The sequence below is a fragment of the Lachnoclostridium sp. An181 genome (assembly GCF_002160325.1).
GTDB lineage: Bacteria > Bacillota > Clostridia > Lachnospirales > Lachnospiraceae > An181.
Genome location: NZ_NFKJ01000018.1, coordinates 1 through 21,239 on the forward strand (window position 1 = coordinate 1; position 21,239 = coordinate 21,239).

A 21,239-nucleotide genomic window follows, 5' to 3' on the forward strand; every position below is an offset into this window, starting at 1 on the left:
ACAATTATGTTCGGCCTCATTCCTACAATAATTATTTAACACCAATGGAGGCCCGTTACAGTTAGATATTTATCGAACAAAGTGTTACAAAAATGCTTGACCAGTACAAATCCTTTTGCAGAATATTCCGGATTGTATATTGTTCTTTTACTGCGGGCAGCTGTTCTTCGGTCAGTTTCAGATCAAACACTTTTCCGGACAGCTCCTTTGTGAGAGTGTCCGGGCTCTCCTGACGTAAGATTATGCCTGAGCGGATCAGGATTACTTCTTTTGCAATGTGTTCGATGTCAGAAACAACATGTGTTGCGAATATGACGATTTTATCGCTGGCAATCTCGGAGACAATGTTCCGGATGCGAATGCGTTCTTTTGGTCCAGTCCGGCAGTAGGCTCATCCAGTATCAGGATTTTGGGATTATCCATGATGGACTGGGCAATCAGCAGACGTTGTTTCATACCTCCGGAAAAGGTGCTGATTCTTTGATCCGCCTGTTCTGTTAGATTGACAAGAGAGAGGACGCGTGGAATCTCATTTCTTGCTGTTCTTTTATCCATGCCTTTTAAGGAGGCGATGTAGGAGAGAAAACGATTGGCAGTAAAAGTTTCGTACAATCCCTGTTGCTGCGGCATAAATCCCAAAAGGGAGCGAAAGTCTTTTCCCAGTTTTTGGATATCCTGGTCATCATAAAGAATCGAACTTTCTGTTGGAACAAGATTTTGCGTGATCAGGTTCATCAAGGTGCTCTTTCCGGCTCCATTCGGACCAAGGAGGGCATAGATACCCGGAGTCAGGGTAAGGTTGATGTGATCCAGTACGGTTTTATCCCCATATTTTTTTGTGATATCCATAAGTTTCAATATCATAGAAATCCCCCCTACTCGTATTAGATAGTTGTATATAAAAAATTATATCAGGATACAAATGCAAAGACCAGTATAAAATGTGAAAATAGAGGCGCATAAAACAAACAAGTCAGAAAATTTTGGGGATTTAGAATCAGACATGCGTGTATAGTTTGATACAACATTTATACAAAAAGGATACAATGTTTTTTTATAATTGTACCAAGTCGCTAGCGCGACGGCTAGCCCCATGTACATGTTTTCGCCACTTTTTTCAAAAAAAGTAGCAGTTTTTGAATATATGTTGTATTGTTGAGATACCCCTACCTTAACAATAACATATAGAAAAAAACTGCTATGTCTACTTTATCATGGATTTTCATTCTCAACAACTACATATCTGAAAAATTTTTTATTCGTCCACCACCTCTTTTGAATTGTAACAGTGTTTCTTATTTCAACTTATTACATTTCAAAGGAGATTTTACGATGGACAAATATTTAGATTCTTTCAGGGAAATGATTTCCCTTCGCGGTCTTACCGACCATACTCTTAAAAATTACTGCACTTACATCCGGGCTTATCTGCATTACCTTACAAACTTTCTCCATAAACTGCCAGAAGACGTTTCATGGGATGAGCTCCGTGATTACATCCGCTGGCTCCAGAAATCCAGAAACCTTTCGGATCGTACAGTCAACTGCGCCATTTCTCAGCTGCGTTTCTTCACTCTTTATGCTCTTCATAAACCATGGGATGATACTCAGCTCCCTATGCGCAGGTTTGATGAATACCTTCCGTTCGTTCCTTCAAAAGAAGAAACCTGGCAGTTTATTTCTTCCATGCCTGATCTGAAACCGAAAACTATGGTCGCCCTCATGTATTCTTCCGGTCTTCGCGTCGGAGAAGTCTGCCGCCTCCGCTATGATGATGTCGAACGTAAAAATATGCGTCTTCACATCACTCACTCGAAAAACAGAAATGACCGGTATGCCATCCTTTCAAAAACAGCTCTTGACCTTTTGACGCGGTATTGGTTTAAATATAACCAGCCTAGGGGATACCTCTTCCCAAAGCAGTCCGGTGAAGACCGTCCCATTGATACCTTTTTTCTTTCCAGGCACATCCATGCCCATGAGGACAGACTGGGATGGGAACGCAGGCTTACCTGTCATTCCTTCCGTCATGCTTTTGGTACACACTTATATGAAAATGGAACGGATCTGCTTACCATAAAAGCTCTCATGGGACATAAATCCCTCCAGTCCACCACGATCTACCTCCATCTTTCAGGCAGTTCCATCCGGCAGGTGGTCAGTCCCCTGGATCGTATGGCTGGCGTTTATCATGAGTAGTTACAAGATCCGGCAGGTTTTTGAACAGTCCTATACTGACATTCTAAACAGAGCCGCTTTCAGTCTGATGTACAGCGCAAAGCCGCGCATGCCATCTTAAACTGTAAATCCGGCAGGCTTGGTGTAAACTTTAGCCAGTGTACGGACTGCGGGCACGTGGAAATACATAACAACTCCTGCCGAAACCGCAACTGCCCAAACTGCCAGGCAGTCCTGAAAGAACTCTGGGTGGATAAACGAAGAGCTGAGGTCATTGATTCCCCTTACTTTCATGTCGTGTTTACGCTCCCCCATCAGTTAAACCCTCTCATTTACTGCAATCAAAAACTGCTGTATGGGCTGCTGCACAGATGCTGCGCAGAAACACTTCTGGAATTATCGGCCGATAAGAAGTGGCTCGGAGCAACACCCGGTATCATCCAGGTACTGCACACATGGAACCAGGAACTGGATTACCATGTGCATATGCACTGCATTGTTTCCGGTGGCGGGCTTACGAAAGATGGGAAGATCCGAAAATCCTCCAAAAACTTTTTTATCCGCACAGAAGTACTGAGGGACAAATTTAAAGGAAAATATATGGCTCACCTTTCCTCGCTTTATAAAAGCGGCTCACTCGTATTTTCTTCTTCCTGCGAAAAGCTGCGTAATTCCTATCACTGGAAAGAGTGGAAAAACAGCCTTTATGAAATGGACTGGTGCCCATACATCAAAGAGACCTTCAACGGATTTGGCAATGCCATTGAGTATCTGGGACGCTATACTCACAAAGTTGCACTCTCCAACAACAGGATCCTTTCTGTTACCGAAACAGAAGTGACCTTCTCTGCAAGAGGAAAGAAACCCACTGATCCCAAGCGCCAGATCACACTCAGCCACGAAGAGTTTATCCGCCGTTTCCTGATGCATGTACTTCCTTTCGGTTTCCAGAAGATCCGGTATTATGGATTCCTTAATAACCGAATGAAATCCAGGAACCTGAAAATGATCTTCCGGATCCAGGGAGAGCAGCGGTTCCGCCAGCGCTACGCAGGTTTATCCATGGCAGAACTGCTCAAAGCCGTATGGGCCATTGACCTGGCTGTTTGTCCGCAATGCGGACACGCTGCCATGCAACAGCTGGGGAGGAGCTATGCTCCTTTCCCATAAAGCATGGATTTTTTCATATCGATTTTTTAAGACCTCCCAATGGAAGGTCTGCGGAGCATGCCCAAAAATCTGTCTGCTGGCAAAAACGTGTCCAATATACCAGGTTTTTATGGGAAATATGCACTTTTCCAGCCCCTGAAAAAGATACGATTCCCATAAGCGTGCTGGCTGAACATCCGCAACTTGGTACAATTAAAAAGAATCACATTCAGAGCAGTTCGATTTTACTCAGAACTGCTCTTTTTGTATCTGCTCTGAATCTGATACTTTTCTAATGAATTATATATGTTATGAAAGTCCATCAGTGGTGCGATCGTGATGTTCTTGTTTAGCCTGAGGATTTGGAAAAAAGATATCTAAATCTAAATTTTTGTTGTATAAAATATAAAAATAGTGTTATGATAGAACAAAATTTAGAGAAAGGAAACGAGAAATATGAAAAAGTTTGTATCATTAGTAGTTGCAGTCTGTATGGTATTTTCACTTGCAGCAGGTTTTGTGGGGACTGCATTGGCTTACGAGGAGCCACCTGAAATGACCCTTCCACATGTAAAGGGATATAATCAGGAAGTGTTGGATATGCTTTCGGTTATGGATGAAAAAACATTGGTGGATTACTCTATTTTGACTATTACTCCGGAGCAGTTTGAAGAAATCGGTGCTGCAGCGAAAGAGATTGTGGATGGAGCACAGACAGAGTACGAAAAGGTATATAGGATTTCTAAATGGGTGCACGAGAATGTGCGATATAGCTATGAGGGAACAGACCAAAATCCATATACAGTATTTAAAGAAAAGGTGGCAATCTGTCAGGGATATTCCAACTTAGTGAAAGCAATGTTGTCTTATCTTGAAATCCCATGTATTTTGGTAAATGGAGATTCTATTGCGGGAGGACATGCCTGGAATATGGCATATGCGGATGGAGAATGGATTTTTGTGGACAGCACATGGGGAACTTTTGGGGAGACCGTAGAGGAATTCAGCAAAACACACAGACCGTATTATAGTGACAGTATCAGAGTCAATGAGGGAGACTACCGCTTTACATATAATAATGGAATTGCGGTTGACGCATACCTTGGAGAGGAAAAAGAGTGGGTGATACCATCTAGTTTCCGGGGCTTGCCGGTAAGCAGTATTTCACAGAATATGTTTTATTTTTCATCAGATGTAGAAAAGATCGTATTTCCGGCAACACTTAAAAATTTAGATTCCGGTTATAATTTCAAAATGTTTTCAAGTTTAAAAGAGATTGTGGTGGATGAAAAAAATGCATATTTTTCTTCTGAGGACGGCGTTTTTTATGATAAAGACAAAAAAGAGCTTCTTGTCTATCCGGCAGGAAAAGAGGATGAGAAATTTGCTGTTCCGGGCAGTGTGACGACATTAGGAGAAACACTGTTTTATGAAAACCCACATGTAAAAGAGGTGTTGATACCTCCGAGTGTTACTTCTATCGGAAAAGAAATTTTTAGAAATCCACAGGAAATCACGGTGTATGCAGAAGAAGAAAGTTATGCGGAGAGCTATGCAAGGGGATATGGCATCGAAGTAAAACCATTGGAAGAATTTGACGATGGAAGTGAAGAGCCGGGACAAACTGTTTCCACCGCGATTTTGGAATATGCATTGCAGCTTGCAAAAAACGTGGATACAGACAATGTGATCGCATCAGTTGCGGGGAAATTTGAGCAGGCATATGCAAAAGCGCAAAATACATTAAAGAGAGCGCAGGAAGGCGATGAGACTCTTACACAAAGTGAAGTAGATCAAAGCTGGAAAAATCTGATCGAGGCAATGCAGTATTTATCTTTTAAGATCGGAGATAAGACACAGCTTAAAAAAGTAATTGAGGCAGCAGACCGTATTGATTTGACATTGTATATGGAGGAAGGAAAAGCTGCTTTTGAACAGGCTTTGAAGGATGCGTATGAAACTGTGCAGAGCGAGGATGTTTTGCAGGCGGAAGTGGACAGTGCATGGCAGAACTTGCTGAAGGCTATGAGTGAGCTGAGACTGAAACCGGACAAATCTCTTTTGGAGAAACTTGTGAAGACAGCGCAGGGATTGAAACCGGATTTGTTTGAGCCGGAAAGCTACCGTGCAGTGCAGACAGCATTGATGTCAGCGGTGGCGGTAATGGAAGATGAGAGCGCAGAACTTCAAGAAGTGGAAAAAGCGCAGAAAGATTTAGAGTCAGCCCTGAAAGGTCTGGTTGCCGTAAAGGGCGAGAAAGAGGCGCCTGTTGCAAAACAAGAGGTGATTGCCAAAACAACAGAGACAGAAAAGAAAAGCGCCGCAGATGAAAAAATAGTCAAAAGTGTTAAAACAGGAGATGAGGCGAAAGCAGCCACATCAGCACTGATGGCAATGATTTCTGCAGCTGTTTTTGGAATGGCAGTTGCCGGAAAGAGAAGAAAATAATAAAATCTGAATGTTGGAAAGGATGCTGTATTGTCAGTGTCCTTTTTTTATTCTACAGGAAATTTCGATTTCCTATTAGAATAAAACCCTCCGGGAGGATGCGCACGCCGCAATAAGGAATTTTACAAAATCTTCTGTGAAAAAGATTGAAGTTGAGTTGTGTTTATTAATATAGAGGGTAATCAACTGGTTTCTTGGATGGGAGGTGTGTGTAAATGAAAAAGAAAGGATGTTTGATTTTATTCTTGGTGATTTGTGTGACAGGGATGATAGGATGCCAAAAAGAACTGCCGGGGAAACAGAAGGTGGTATGGAATGTCACCTGTCCAGCAGGATTTGAAATGATGACAGCAGAGGAAACCTTTAAAAACTATGAAGAAAAACTCAATGTCATTTTGGATGAGAAAAAGGTGGGCTATGAAGTTGAAATTGAACCTATAGCAGCGGAAACCGGAAAAAATGAAGTAGATATTTTGAAAGAGAAAAAGTCACAGGGGAAACAGGCAGATGTCATCACTATTTTAGGGGGATTGATCAATACAGAGGCGCCGGAACAAAATGTGGAACTATACAAAGAATGTGCAGAGAACCAAATATTAAGTTCATTAGATGAACTGCTTGAATCAGATGCGGGTGAAGAACTCAAAAAAGTGATTCCAAAAGAAGATTTGGAAAATGCAAGAATCAATGGAAAAACGTATGGTATTTCCGCAGTGTTTCCGATGATTGATGCAACGGTTTATTCAAAAGATACATTGCAGGAAATTGGGATTGATCCGAAAAAACTTTCTGCGGATATTTTTGAAAATGAACAGATGTTTCGCGAAGTAAAAGAAAAGACAGGCTTTGCACCTTATCAAGTTAGGGGAACGAGCATTTATACAAAGGGAAAATACTGGATAAACTCCTCCTGTCCTGTATTAGGATACCGGGAAGATACTGGATTTATCAATTTGCTGGACACAAAAGAATACCGGGAATATATGCGAAAAATGTGGCAGTGGAAACAGGAAGGACTTCTGAAAATTCTAGGATTTGAAACAACGAACAATGAAAAGTGTATCGTGACAGATGAATATGCAATGGAGAATTACAGAATGGAGCGATACGAGGTAAAGGCAGAGAATAATGGAAAAGAAGAAACTTTGTATGTCGTACCAAATATAGAGCAAGACAATGTAGATCCTTATTGGGGAGATAACAAAAGCGGAATTGCGTCCTGGAGTAAGAACAGGCAATATGCAGAGGATTTTCTGGTCCGCTTGTTTACGGATGAAGAGATTGCAAATTTAATCCAATTTGGAGAGCGGGGAACCGATTATTCGCTTGACGAAGAAGGAAAGGCAATAGTAAAACAGCAGAGTAATATCATTACACGATACTTTGGCTATCAGTATACAAACCCAATGATCACCTATTCTACACCGACAATGTCCGAAGATAAGTTAGCTTATGCAAAAGAATATCATGAAAAATATGAAGGAAATCTGCCAAGAGGTTTTCGGATGGACGTCAGGCCAATTGCAGAGGAAGTAAAGAAGGTAAATCAGATATACGATGCTGTTATCACAAGCGAAGAAGAGAAGAATCAGACATTGGAGTGGAAGTTGTACACATTGAATGTGGAAAACACAGATCAAGCGATAGATGAAATTGTTTCCAAAGTGGATGATGCGGGGATGGGAAAAATTGTGGAGGAAACAAACAGACAGTTGAAGGAATGGCAGGAAAAGAACGGACAGTAGGGGGTGAATCAAATGAAAAAAAGAATAGGAGTTTTTTTGTGTTTTATCATGTTATTCTGGATTGCCGGATGTACCGGGGATACAGACAAACCTTCCAAGAGAGAAAAATTGGACAATGGAATTTATACATCTTATGGCGCAATGGGGATTGAGAGCCCGACAGGATTTTATCATGTGGATTCGGAAGGATTCTTATACTTTTTTGATTATGGTGTAAAGCAGGATGCAATCGTGTGCACTAAGCCAAATTGCAAACATGAGTCATGGGATGAGAATACTTTGGATGAAGAAAAATGTGCAGCCTATATCAAAACGAATTTAGGCGGCGTGACTGGATTTGTATGGGATGAGAAACTGTATTTATTTCAGAGAGATGATGAAAATATAGAGGAACCCGGCAATTTTTTGATAGAGTCGGAATTAAACAGAGGAGAGCAGAAGAAGATTGCAAAGGTTCCGGGTATGGTGATATATAGCTTTGCCGTAAAAGACGGAAAAGTGTATGTGACAGGAAATAAAGCTGAACTAAAAAAAGAAAATGGCGTTACAACACAGAGTTCTATGACAGTTTCCGATTTATACGAAATAGAGTTGGATTCGGGAGAAATAAGACCTCTTTTGCAAGAACAGAAACATTACAATGGTTCTTTTGAAATTTTAGGAGCTGACAGTCAAAAGCTCTACTTAATATATAGTTGGTTTGAAAAGGAATTTGATGGAACGAACTATGAAGAGACAAATAGACAGGTGCATTATTATGAGTATGATTTGAAAACCGGAGAATACAAGGAAACATTTATGAATCTGGATGGATGGCAGGTTGACAAAATAAGTGTATACGGGGACAGGATTTTTGTGGTTTTATCTCCACAGGGACAGCGGGGGACAGAGGAGAATCTTTCCTATGCAGCTGCCGAATACAAGGATGGAGTTTTTGAGAAGATTGCAGACTGTCAGGAGTTTCCAAGAATGTTTTCGGACTGTGTGATCTACAAAGAAAAGGGCGGGGAAGATTTTCAATATTTCTGGTTTGAAGATAGGAAACCAAAGAAATTGAAAGTGAAGAATCTGGATGAATACTATTTGATGGATGCAGGTGGTTGGTTTTATGTAGAGCAGAACAGTGATATGTCTTATGAGATGGTCAAGAAAGAGGATTTCTTTGAAGGAAAAGATGGGGTTAAAATTCACTGAGGTTAAGAAAATCGCGATAGCTTTCTATTGAAAGATTTTGTGTTCCTTTACAGCAGATAAAAATTCAAGGTAAAATATGGTGTATTCCAACCAAGGAAATGGTATAATACTATGATATGAATATTTCATATCGTGATCATTTAGTTGAAAACAGCACAGGAGGTTTTGCGATGAATATAAAACATACACCAGCATATGAGTTGATCGAGGAGAGGGCAATTCCCGACCTTCAGTCAAAAGGATACCTTCTGCGTCATAGAAAAAGCGGCGCAAGGGTGCTTTTGATGGAAAATGATGACAACAATAAAGTCTTTACCATTGGTTTCCGTACACCGCCAAAAGACAGCACCGGAGTTCCGCATATTTTGGAGCACTCTGTGCTTTGCGGTTCCAAAAACTTTCCGGTCAAGGATCCATTCGTGGAGCTGGTCAAAGGCTCTTTAAATACTTTTCTGAATGCCATGACCTATCCGGACAAGACTGTGTATCCGGTTGCAAGCTGCAATGACAAAGATTTCCAGAATTTGATGCATGTATATATGGATGCAGTGTTCTATCCAAATATCTATGAACACGATGAAATCTTCCGACAGGAAGGCTGGAGCTATAATCTGGAGTCTTCGGAGGATGCGCTGACATACAATGGGGTTGTATATAATGAAATGAAAGGAGCGTTTTCTTCTCCGGAGGGTGTTTTGGATCGAGTGATTTTAAATACACTGTTCCCGGACAATACGTACGCCAATGAGTCCGGCGGGGACCCGGAAGTGATTCCGGATCTTACGTATGAGCAGTTCCTTGCATTCCACAAAAAATATTATCATCCGTCCAACAGCTATATTTACCTTTACGGAGATATGGATATGGAAGAGAAATTGAACTGGCTGGATGAAAATTATCTGCACCTGTATGAAAAAGAGGAGATTGATTCCGCAATCGCATTCCAGAAACCATTTGATAAGGTAAAAGAGGTGGAGATGGAATACTCTATTTCCAGCAGTGAATCTTTGGAGGACAATACGTACCTTTCCTACAATAAAGTCATTGGAACAAGCCTTGATAAGGAGCTGTATCTGGCATTCCAGATTCTGGATTATGCACTTTTGTCCGCTCCGGGTGCGCCTCTGAAAAAAGCGCTGATTGATGCGGGAATCGGAAAGGATATTTTGGGTTCCTATGACAACGGTATTTATCAGCCGATTTTTTCCATTATTGCGAAAAATGCCAACAAAGAACAAAAAGAGCAGTTTGTGGAGATCATTGAAAAGACATTAAACGAGATTGTCAAAAACGGTGTCAATGAGAAGGCGTTGAGGGCTGGATTGAATTATTATGAATTCCGATATCGTGAGGCGGATTTTGGCAATTATCCGAAGGGGCTGATGTACGGGCTGCAGATTTTCGACAGCTGGCTTTACGATGACGAGAAACCGTTCATTCATGTGCAGGCGCTTGAGACTTTTGAGACTTTGAAGGCGAAAGTGGGGACGGGCTACTATGAAGAGCTGATCCAGACCTACCTTCTTTCCAACACGCATGGTGCGATCGTGATCGTAAAACCGGAGCAGGGAAGAACCGCAAGGATGGAAAAAGAGCTGGAAGAAAAATTGAAAGCCTACAAAGAAAGTCTCTCCAAAGAAGAAGTGGAGAAACTTGTGCAGGCCACAAGACAGCTGAAAGAATATCAGGAAGAGCCGTCCGCAAAAGAAGACTTGGAGAAGATTCCGGTATTAAAACGAGAAGATATTGGCATGGAGATTGAGCCGATCCGCAATAAAGAAATCCACATGGCAGATACGCTGATCGTCCATCATGAGATTGAGACAAACGGAATCGGATATCTGGAATTGATGTTTGATCTGTCCGGTGTACCGCAAGAGATGCTGCCGTATGTGGGAATTCTTCAGGGAGTACTTGGAATCATCGACACTACACATTATGATTATGCAGAATTGTTCAATGAAATCAATGTCAATACCGGAGGAATCGGAACATCACTGGAGCTTTATCCAAATGTAGAGAAAGCGAAAGAAAAAGAGTTTAAAGCAACCTTTGAGGTGAAGGCAAAAGCGCTGTACTCTCAGATGCCAAAAGCATTTGAGATGATGCAGGAGATTCTTATGGAGTCCAAACTTAGTGATGAAAAGAGACTCTTGGAGATTTTGGCGACTACCAAGTCCAGACTGCAGATGAAGTTTTTATCTTCCGGACATACGGTCGCAGTGATGCGTGCTCTTGCATACGAATCCCCTCTTTCCAAATATAAAGACATGACAAACGGAATTGAATTCTACCGCACAGTCACTTACTTAGAGGAACATTTTGAGGAGGAGAAAGAGAACTTAAAGGAGACGCTGAGAAAACTTTCCATCATGATCTTCCGCCCGGAAAATCTGATGCTCAGTTATACATCTGCAAAAGAAGGGCTTGAAGGAATGGAAACCTGGATTGGAAATCTAAAAGCGAGCCTTCACACAGAGCCGATCAAAGAAGAACACTGCGTACTGGTGTGTGAAAAGAAAAATGAAGGATTCCGCACATCTTCAAAAGTGCAGTATGTGGCAAGGTGCGGTAACTTTATTGACGCAGGATGCGAGTACACGGGAGCTTTGCAGATTTTGAAAGTAATCTTAAGCTATGACTACCTGTGGCAGAATATCCGTGTCAAAGGCGGTGCCTATGGATGTATGAGCAATTTCAATCGTATCGGGGACGGATATCTTGTATCTTACCGGGATCCAAACCTTAAGAAGACTTTGGAAGTGTACGAAGGCGTGGTGGACTACCTTAGAAACTTCGCTGTGGATGAAAGGGACATGGTAAAATATATTATCGGAACGATCAGCAATATGGACCAGCCATTGACTCCGGCGGCAAAAGGGGACCGTTCCATGAACCTTTACATGAACCATGTAAGTGAAGAAGTAATCCGTCTTGAGAGAGAACAGGTTTTAAAAGCCGGACAGGAGGATATCCGCAAACTTGCAGATATTGTAAAGGCAGTGCTTGATGCAGATCAGCTTTGCGTCATCGGCAGTGAGAGCAAGATCGAAGAAGAAAAAGAATTGTTTAAAGAGACAAAAGATTTATTTTAATGGAGGATAGAATGCAGGAAAATTTAAAATCCGGATTTGTGACACTGATTGGAAGGCCGAATGTGGGGAAATCAACCTTGATGAATTATCTCATCGGGCAAAAGATTGCCATCACATCAAAGAAACCACAGACAACGAGAAATAGGATCCAGACCGTCCTTACAAGAGAGGAAGGCCAGATCGTGTTTGTGGATACGCCGGGAATCCATAAGGCAAAAAACAAGCTTGGCGAATACATGGTCAATGTGGCAAAACGCACGCTCAATGAGGTGGATGTGGTGCTCTGGCTCGTGGAGCCGGCCACATTCATAGGAGCAGGTGAAAAGCACATTGTAGAGCAGATAAAAAAAGTGACGACCCCGGTGATCCTTGTTATCAATAAAGTGGACATGGTGAAAAAGGAAGAAATCCTCGCTATCATTGACGCGTATCGAAAGCTTTATGATTTTGCGGAGATTGTTCCGGTATCCGCAAGATGCGGCGACAATACAGAGGAACTTTTGCGTGTGATCTTCAAATATCTCCCGTACGGGCCGATGTTCTATGATGAGGATACCGTGACGGATCAGCCGGAACGCCAAATTGTGGCGGAGATTATAAGAGAGAAGGCTTTGCACAGTCTGAACGAAGAAATTCCACATGGTATCGCTGTGTGTATTGACCAGATGAAGGCGAGAAAAAAAGTGATGGACATTGACGCTACAATTATCTGTGAAAGAGATTCCCACAAAGGAATCATCATCGGAAAACAAGGTTCTATGCTGAAAAAAATCGGCAGCACAGCAAGATTTGAAATTGAAAAAATGCTGGATTGCCAGGTAAACTTAAAACTTTGGGTCAAAGTAAAAAAAGACTGGAGAGACAGTGACTTTTTGATCAAAAACTTTGGCTACCGTAAAGACGAAGAGTAATGCAAGGCAGAAGAATTGGCAAAGATCCACCAGTATGAAAGAGAAGGAATCGGAAAACCTAATGCTAGAGGTGATTACGATGGAAGAAAAATACTGGGACGAATTTATGAAAAGCGGGCTGGTTGACGATTATCTGCTCTATAAGGGGATGCAGATCGCAGGAGAAGTCATGGACCGGTATGAAGAAAGAGACAAAAGTGAGCAGGTGTTAGAAAGTGACGCAGACAGTAACAGTGACAGGGATGGTGTTATCCTCCGCGCCGATTGGAGAATTTGACAGGCGCATTGTATTGCTGACAAAAGAAAAGGGGAAGATTTCTGCTTTTGCAAAAGGGGCGAGAAGGCCGACAAGTCATCTTTTGGGAATCGTGAACCCTTTTTCTTTTGGCGAGTTCACCCTTTATGAGGGAAGATCCTCCTACAATTTGATGCAGGGAAAGATTACAAATTATTTTACGGAATTAAGGGAGGATGTGGAGGCTGCCTATTACGGTTTCTATTTTATGGAGTTTGCGGGATATTATGCAAAGGAATACACAGATGAAACAGAGTCCCTAAAACTTTTATACCAGTCCTTGCGAGCACTTTTGAATCCGCATCTTTCCAACAGGCTGATTCGGTACATATTTGAGCTGAAACTGATCACCGTCCACGGGGAAGGACCGCAGGTATTTTCATGTCTTGGATGTCAAAAACAGGAAGGAACATTTGCTTTCTGTGCAAGACGAGGAGGAATTCTTTGCGAAAACTGCAGAAAGGGAGAACCGGATGCCATCCCTTTGGACAATTCGACCCTTTATACACTGCAGTATATTGTCGCGTCTCCGGTGGAAAAATTGTACACATTTGTGGTTTCGGATGAAGTGCTAAAAAGACTGGGAAAGATTTTAAAGCGCTACAGGGATGTGTATGTGGATCAGAAGTTTAAGTCCTTAGAGATGCTGGAACTTGTGGCAGATATGAAAGACTGACACAAAGGTGCGGCTGTACCTTGAAAAATAAAGGGCTTGCAGGTATAATGAGAACATTGAGAGTTTAGAAATGATACAATTACGAAGAAATGAGAGGTAGAATCATGGTAGAAAAAACAATGGAAAAAATTGTGGCACTGGCAAAATCCAGAGGATTCGTCTATCCTGGCTCTGAGATTTACGGAGGCCTTGCAAATACATGGGATTATGGAAATCTTGGCGTAGAGTTGAAAAACAATGTAAAAAGAGCATGGTGGAAAAAATTCATCCAGGAAAATCCATACAATGTAGGTGTGGACTGCGCGATCCTTATGAACCCTCAGACATGGGTAGCAAGCGGTCATCTTGGCGGATTCAGCGATCCTTTGATGGACTGTAAAGAATGTAAAGAACGTTTCCGTGCAGACCAGTTGATCGAAAACTTTTCCGAGGAGCACGGTATTGAACTTACTGAAAGCGTGGATTCCTGGTCTCAGGAACAGATGAAATCATTTATCGACGAACATAATATTCCATGTCCTTCCTGCGGAAAACATAATTTTACAGATATCCGTCAGTTCAACCTGATGTTCAAGACATTCCAGGGCGTGACAGAAGATGCGAAAAATGTGGTTTACCTTCGCCCGGAAACAGCACAGGGTATTTTCGTAAACTTTAAAAATGTACAGCGTACATCCAGAAAGAAAATTCCATTTGGAATCGGACAGATCGGAAAATCTTTCAGAAATGAGATCACACCGGGTAACTTTACATTCCGTACAAGAGAATTTGAGCAGATGGAGCTGGAGTTCTTCTGTGAGCCTGGTACAGATTTAGAGTGGTTTGCATACTGGAAAAAGTTCTGTCTTGACTGGCTGAAATCTCTTGGAATCAAAGAGGAGGAGATCAAGGCAAGAGATCATTCTCCGGAAGAATTATGTTTCTACAGCAAAGCTACAACGGACGTAGAATTCTTATTCCCATTTGGATGGGGTGAACTTTGGGGAATCGCTGACAGAACAGACTACGACCTGACACAGCATCAGGAGACATCCAAAGAAGATTTAACATATTTTGACGATGAAAAGAAAGAAAAATACATCCCATACGTAATCGAGCCATCACTTGGCGCAGACCGTATGGTACTTGCATTCCTCTGCAGCGCTTACGACGAGGAAGAGTTGGAAGGCGGAGATAAGAGAACAGTCCTTCACTTTCATCCGGCAATTGCTCCGGTGAAGATCGGCGTTCTTCCACTGTCCAAGAAACTCAACGAGGGTGCAGAAAAAGTATTTGCAGAGCTCTCCAAAGAGTACAACTGCGAATACGATGATCGTGGAAATATCGGAAAACGTTATCGCCGTCAGGATGAGATCGGAACACCGTTCTGCGTGACATACGATTTTGATTCTGAAGAAGACGGTGCAGTGACTGTACGTGATCGTGACACAATGGAACAGGAAAGAGTAAAAATTGAAGATTTGAAAGCATACTTTGCGAAGAAGTTTGAGTTTTAAGTAAAAAACGGGAAAAGGGAAACAGTCTGTATAGAGTAATATGCAGGCTGTTTTTATTTTTGCAAAATAGACAAAATTATAAATCTTAATTTTGTAATGGCAATTCACTATTTTACCGAACAGTTCCGGAGCAAGAGGGAGGATAAATATCAGCAAAAACAACAAATCAATATTGACTATATAGTCTGTCAAAAGTATAATAATTGTGATTTGAGACAAAAAAGTAAACGAAAGGAGGCGTAAATCAGGCATATTGCCTGAAGAGTGCCGGAGATGGAGAAGTGTCCGGCAAAAGTAAAAGACAGAAAGGAAGGTAACGATGAAAGGAAAAAAAGCACTATCCTGCATCCTTGCAGCAGCTCTTGTTGGTAGCAGCTTTACACCATGGTCTGTGACAGGAACTTTGGAAACACAGGCTGCAGATGAAGATGCCACGGTCATTGATGTGACAGATTTCGGCGCGGATCCGGGCGGAGCAAAAGACAGCGCCAAGGCCATCATAGCAGCATTGGATGAGGCGGCAGAAATTCAGAAAGAAAATCCAAAAGAGGAGATTGTCATTGACTTCCCGACAGGGGAATATCAAATCTATCCGGATAAAGCAGAAGAGCGTGAACTTTATGTATCTAACACAGTAGGAGCAGATCAGAATTTTAAGAACAAAAAAATCGGAATCCTGGTGGAGGACCTCAATAATATTACCATTGATGGAAATGGTTCAGATTTTGTGTTCCACGGGAAGATGACAACTTTTGCATCCATCCGCAGTGAGAACGTAACATTTGAAGATTTTTCTGTGGATTTTGCAGTTCCTACGGCTGTTGATATCACAGTAGAAGAGACAGAGGGAAATACAGCTACCGTGTATATCCCGGAATGCTATGATTATTCCGTAGAAAACAACAACATTTACTGGTACAGCGACAAGAGTCCGTATACAGATGAATATTACTGGACAGGAAGCAATATATTCCCGAACAATTATCCTCAGAGCATTGACTTGGAGACAGGAATCACTACAAGATCCAATGAACTGTTCAATAACAGAACATCCATCGAGGATCTTGGAAACCATAGAGTAAAATTTACTTATTCCAGCAAACCGGGCAGTGTAAAAACAGGTATGTGTTATCAGATGCGTCCGACAGATCGTGATACTCCGGGTACATTTTTCTGGCTGAGCAAAGATGTTGTGATGAACAATCTGGATATCCAGTATTTGCATGGATTCGGAATGGTTGGACAGACTTCTGAGAACCTCACTTTAAATGACGTGGATTTTAAAGCTCCGGAAAATACAGGGCGCACAACAGCAAGTTATGCAGACTTTGTACAGATGTCCGGATGTAAAGGTTTGATCGACATACAGGACTGCTATTTTGCAAATGCACATGATGACCCAATCAATATCCATGGAACATTCCAGCAGGTAGTGGATATCAGTGAAGACAGAAGAGAAGTAACTGTGCGCTATATCCACAATCAGACAGCAGGATTCCCAAGCTTTGCTGCAGGGGATGAAGTGGAATTTACAAGACAGAGCAACATGCTTCCTGTAGAGGGGTCTGTGCGTACAGTAGAAGAAGTGATCAGCGGACCTACAGGTGACAGCAGTGAGGGAATCAACCTAACAGATACTGTGATTCGTTTCACAGAGCCGATTCCGGAAGAAGTAGTTGCAGGTCAGTATGTGGCAGAGAACATCACTTACACACCAAGTGTGCACATTAAGGGAAATACATTCACACAGATTCCGACAAGAGGAGTACTTGTGACAACAAGACGGCCGGTTGTGATCGAAGATAATATCTTTGAGGGCATGTCCATGGCAGCAATCTATATTTCCTGTGATGCGCAGAGCTGGTATGAATCCGGAAGAGTGGAAGATGTTCTCATCCGGAACAATACATTCTACCGCTGTGGCGGAAATGGTACGATCTTTGTAGAGCCTACAAACCCAACGGTTTCCACAGACAGTACAGTACATAAAAACATCCGGATCCTGGACAACACCTTCTATCAGTCAGGAAACCGAACAGTAGATGCAAAGAGTGTGGATGGAATCACGATTTCCGGAAACAAGATCTACCGTTTTAACCCGGATGTGGAACTGAACTTAAGTGCAAAGGAGAATGAACTGTCTGTAGGACAGACAATGAAACTGGATGTGCAGGCGCAGGCAGATACTCTGGGTGCAGACCTCTACGGATTTAATGGATGTAAAAATGTAGTCATTGAAAATAACTCCTATGACAATGGCCTGAAAATGAATGTATCCATCAGCAACATGCAGAATTCAGATGTACAGATCGGAGAATCCGAAGGAATCCTGATCGGAAACGGACAGATGACAGCTGCAGTTGGAGATATCCATTATGAAAGCAGCAATCCGGATGTAGCAGAAGTCTCCTATGACGGAATGGTGACAGCAGTTTCAAAAGGAACCGCAGACATCACTGCGTACTCTGTGATGAATGGAAGAAAATATGTGTCCAATGTCCAGACCATTACAGTAGGTGAAGAAGGAGATACCATTTATCCGGAAAGCATTTCCCTTACTTCAGACGGAGATGTGCCGGATGGTGTCGGAAGTACGATGCAGTTTACAGCATCCGTTCTTCCGGAAAATGTGACAGACCCATCGCTCACATACAGTGTGACAGATGCAAAAACAGGAGAGAGCACAAATGCTGCCCAAATCACACAGGATGGTCTTCTGACTGCAAAAGCAGGAGGAGTTGTGGAAGTAAAAGCAGCAGCATCCAACGGAATGACAGCAAGCAAGATCATTGTGATCAAAGAGGCGGGAATTGTACTCTCAGATGCATATGAAATTTTAAAACCAGTAGATGGAAAATGGCGGTTAAATGAAGAGGATGGCTCTTTGAGCATCTGGCCTACAGGAGTATCAGAATGGGCAACCGGAAACGGAGCAACCAATATTTTCCTGACAGATGTGCCGAATGCAGATGAAGTTTCCATCACTGTAAGAATGGACGGAAAAACAAGAAACGGCTATGAAGAAGGCGGTATTGTCTTCTACAAAGACAGTGACAACTATACAGCAATCCAGAGAAAACATGCAGGCGGAAACCCGAATATCAATGTGAGCACAGAGACAGCAGGTTCCCCATCTGAGGCAGGAACCTCCGACATTTCTGAAGAGACGGTATACTTCAGACTGGACAAATCCGGAAATGAGATCAAGGGATACTACAGTGTGGATGGTCAAGACTGGCAGCTTGTGCGCACAGTGGAAAACACAGGACTTGGAGACGATTTCAAAGCAGGAATCCTCTGCACATGCGGCGGCGGTGTGACAGAGATCCGTTTCCTTGATTTCACAGTGGATGGAGTTCAGGTGCCATTTGCAGAAGAAGCAGTACTTCCGGAAGTTTCTTCCGTGGAAACCACTTATGATGCAGATACCAATACACTTTCTGCACAGTATGATACAACCGGAGAAAACAAAGACTATGATCTGGTACGCTGGATGATGGCAGATGAGGAAAACGGAGAATATGTTCTTGTAGAAGGTATGAAAGGAAATCCTGTGGAAGTTCCTTATGAACTCTCCGGCAAATACTTTAAACCAGTGGTAATTCCTGGATTATCCAATGGATCTTTTTCAGATCCTGTTCTGGCAGATAACGCGGTGATGGCAGAAACAAGTGCTGCGCAAGATCTGAAATCTGCAAATGCAAGACTGGTGAGCGTGGAAAGCAGACTGAATTTCGGCGAATTCCAGACATCTGATTACTATTATGCAGTCAGCGCACCAGATGCTGATACTGTTTCCCTGGCATTTGTTCCGGAAGAAGGCGCAGATGTGCAGGTGAGACAAAATGGAACCGTGTTGGATCAGACAGAGGATAACAGCTATGAGATTGATCTTCGTGCAGGCATCAATGCACTGGAAGTGTTTGTGACAGCAGAAGATGGAGTGACACAGTGTGTATATCGTTTTGTTGTTCTTCGCAACACAGTATCTGATATCCAAGTAGAAGATATCCAGATCAATGGAGCATCTTTGGAAGGATTTGACCCATCTGCCCATGAATATACACATTTCCTGGATGATGCAGATGCAAAAACAGCAGAAGTGATTGTGACATCTAACGGTAAGACAGCAATCGCTGCAAACGGACAGCGCACAGAAGGAAATAAGGCAGAAGTAGAACTTCTTGAAAACAGCACAGATATCAGTGTTGCAGTCCATGCAGCAGACGGCGCATTGACAGAATACTATGTGATCCATGTACAGAAACCAGATGATACGAATGCAGATCTGGCAGGTGCAGAGGCAGGAAAATTTGTTTCTCTGGATACAGACTTTACTTCCCAGACAACAGAGTATACAGGAAAAGTGTTCGCTGAGGATGTGCCATTTACATTTACAGCAGAAGAAAAGGGCGCTGATATTACATTGGTTGTAGATGGAGAAGAAGTGGCATCCGGCAAGGGCAGCCTGGAACAGAGCGTTCATTTCTACAAAGGAGAAAATGTTGTGAAAGCAGTGGTTTCTTCTGTGGATGGAAAGAATGAGAAAACATACACATTCACATTAGAGGCTCCGGAAGTGATTTATCTCTCCGACTTTGCATATGATGCAGACAAAACTTACTGGGGAAATGATCCTCAAAATAAGATTCGATATGACAGAAGTACAGATAACAACAGCATCACGCTGCTGGAAGAAGATGGAAGTGTCCGCACCTTTGAAAGAGGAATCGGATCTCATGCAACAACAGATATTTATTTCAACATCGAAGGCATGGCTGTAGATACGTTCTCTACATATTTTGGAATTGACCAGGAAGCAGCAGTGAAAAATGAATCCAGTGTTCGTTTTGCATTCTACAAAGATGCAGAAGAAATCGCATATGATGGACAGGAAAATGAAATGCTGGTAGATACTCCGATGAAAGCAATCTCCTTCTCTGTACAGGGAGCGAAAGAATTAAGACTCTTTGCAGATGCGGGAGCACAACAGTGGAGCGATCATGTTTCCTATGGAGATGCAAAATTCACAACAACATTTGAAGAAAAACCGCAGACAGAACCAGAAGAGCTTTCCACAAAAGTTTTGGAATATGCACTGGAACTTGCAGCCGGCGCTGACACAGAAGGTGTGATTTCCTCTGTATTAGACAGATTCAACGCAGCAGTGAAAAATGGTCAGAATATCCTTGACAGAGTCAATGCAGGAGATACCACAGTGACTCAGGAAATGATCGACCAGAGCTGGAAAGAAATCATCACTATGATGCAGTACTTATCCTTCAAAGCAGCAGATAAGGCAGATCTTCAGAAAGTGATCAAAGCAGCAGAGGCAATTGACACAGGACTCTATCTTGAGGAGAGCCTGGAGGGATTTGCAGATGCACTTGCAAAAGCAAAAGAAATCTATGGAGAAGAGCTGGCATCTCAGGATGAAGTGAACACAGCATGGCAAAATCTTCTCAAAGAGATGAGTGAATTAAGACTCAAACCAAATAAAGATCTTCTGGGAGCATTGATCCAAAGCGCATCCGCACTGGATGAAAGTGCATACGATGCAGAAAGTTTTGGCATTATGCGAACAGCGCTTGCAGCAGCAAAGGCGGTATATGCAGATGATGCGGCAACTGAAGAAACAGTAGGAACAGCAGTTGCAGATCTTCAGCGTGCAATGGACAACCTGGTGGCAGCAGCAGTGCCGGCAGGAGATACAGACAAAGCAGCAGAAGACGTTGTGGCGAATGCAGCAGGCGGTACAGATACGAAAACGAAAGCAACAAACAGCGTTAAGAAAGTATCAGCAGAAAAATCAGCAAAAACAGGAGATACGGCAAATCTTGCAGGACTTTTCGTATTATCTATGATTTCAGCGGCAGCTTTGGTTGTGCGGAAAAAGAAATAAAATAAAATGTGCGGGTGGAATGTTGATTCTGCCCGCTATTTTTGTGTGCACATATAGAAAAAGCGCAAAACGGACGCTAAAAATAAAGAAAATATATGCAAATATATAAAAAATAAAAACTATAAGTTTTTTGATATACAAAAGAGATGA

11 protein-coding genes and 1 pseudogene are annotated in these 21,239 nt (G+C 42.3%); 11 read left to right on the top strand and 1 reads right to left on the bottom strand.

The features are described 5' to 3' along the window. Positions 1–261: 261 nt before the first annotated feature. Positions 262–864, bottom strand: a complete 603-nt coding sequence (locus B5F18_RS10460) for an ATP-binding cassette domain-containing protein (RefSeq protein WP_087157610.1) — start codon at positions 862–864, stop codon at positions 262–264. Positions 865–1,332: 468 nt separating this feature from the next. On the opposite strand from B5F18_RS10460, the gene B5F18_RS10465 reads away from it, so the two are divergent. From B5F18_RS10465 to B5F18_RS10515, 11 genes and pseudogenes are all read left to right on the top strand, one after another. Next, the gene (locus B5F18_RS10465) at positions 1,333–2,199 is read left to right on the top strand and encodes a tyrosine-type recombinase/integrase (protein ID WP_087157611.1); all 867 of its coding nucleotides are present in this window, start codon (positions 1,333–1,335) and stop codon (positions 2,197–2,199) included. Then, positions 2,192–3,348: pseudogene (locus tag B5F18_RS10470) on the top strand (IS91 family transposase). Before B5F18_RS10465 ends, B5F18_RS10470 begins: the two are co-directional and overlap by 8 nt. Before the next feature lie 435 nt (positions 3,349–3,783). Continuing rightward, positions 3,784–5,775: a transglutaminase domain-containing protein gene (locus tag B5F18_RS10475; protein ID WP_087157612.1), complete on the top strand. Its 1,992-nt coding sequence runs from the start codon at positions 3,784–3,786 to the stop codon at positions 5,773–5,775. A 215-nt stretch (positions 5,776–5,990) separates the two neighbouring features. Beyond that, a complete protein-coding gene (locus B5F18_RS10480; protein ID WP_087157613.1) occupies positions 5,991–7,520 on the top strand; it encodes a DUF3502 domain-containing protein in 1,530 nt (509 codons plus the stop codon). Between the two features lie 12 nt (positions 7,521–7,532). Beyond that, positions 7,533–8,714, top strand: coding sequence for a hypothetical protein (locus B5F18_RS10485; protein ID WP_087157614.1), 1,182 nt, complete (start codon positions 7,533–7,535; stop codon positions 8,712–8,714). A 170-nt stretch (positions 8,715–8,884) separates the two neighbouring features. Next, complete coding sequence (locus tag B5F18_RS10490; protein ID WP_204217108.1) at positions 8,885–11,809, top strand: insulinase family protein; 2,925 nt, start codon at positions 8,885–8,887, stop codon at positions 11,807–11,809. Between the two features lie 11 nt (positions 11,810–11,820). Next, entirely contained in the window at positions 11,821–12,720 is a 900-nt protein-coding gene (gene era / locus B5F18_RS10495; protein WP_087157615.1) for a GTPase Era, read from the top strand. A 61-nt stretch (positions 12,721–12,781) separates the two neighbouring features. After that, positions 12,782–12,997 carry a hypothetical protein gene (locus B5F18_RS10500; protein ID WP_143468408.1) on the top strand — a complete coding sequence of 72 codons (216 nt, stop codon included), beginning with the start codon at positions 12,782–12,784 and terminating at the stop codon, positions 12,995–12,997. Beyond that, positions 12,963–13,691 carry a DNA repair protein RecO gene (recO, locus tag B5F18_RS10505; protein ID WP_087157617.1) on the top strand — a complete coding sequence of 243 codons (729 nt, stop codon included), beginning with the start codon at positions 12,963–12,965 and terminating at the stop codon, positions 13,689–13,691. The genes B5F18_RS10500 and recO overlap by 35 nt, the downstream gene beginning before the upstream one ends. A 104-nt stretch (positions 13,692–13,795) precedes the next feature. Then, positions 13,796–15,187 (top strand): glycine--tRNA ligase, encoded by a 1,392-nt coding sequence (locus tag B5F18_RS10510; RefSeq protein ID WP_087157618.1) that lies wholly within the window; start codon positions 13,796–13,798, stop codon positions 15,185–15,187. Between the two features lie 319 nt (positions 15,188–15,506). Beyond that, complete coding sequence (locus B5F18_RS10515) at positions 15,507–21,089, top strand: NPCBM/NEW2 domain-containing protein (RefSeq protein ID WP_087157619.1); 5,583 nt, start codon at positions 15,507–15,509, stop codon at positions 21,087–21,089. The last annotated feature ends 150 nt before the right edge of the window (positions 21,090–21,239 follow it).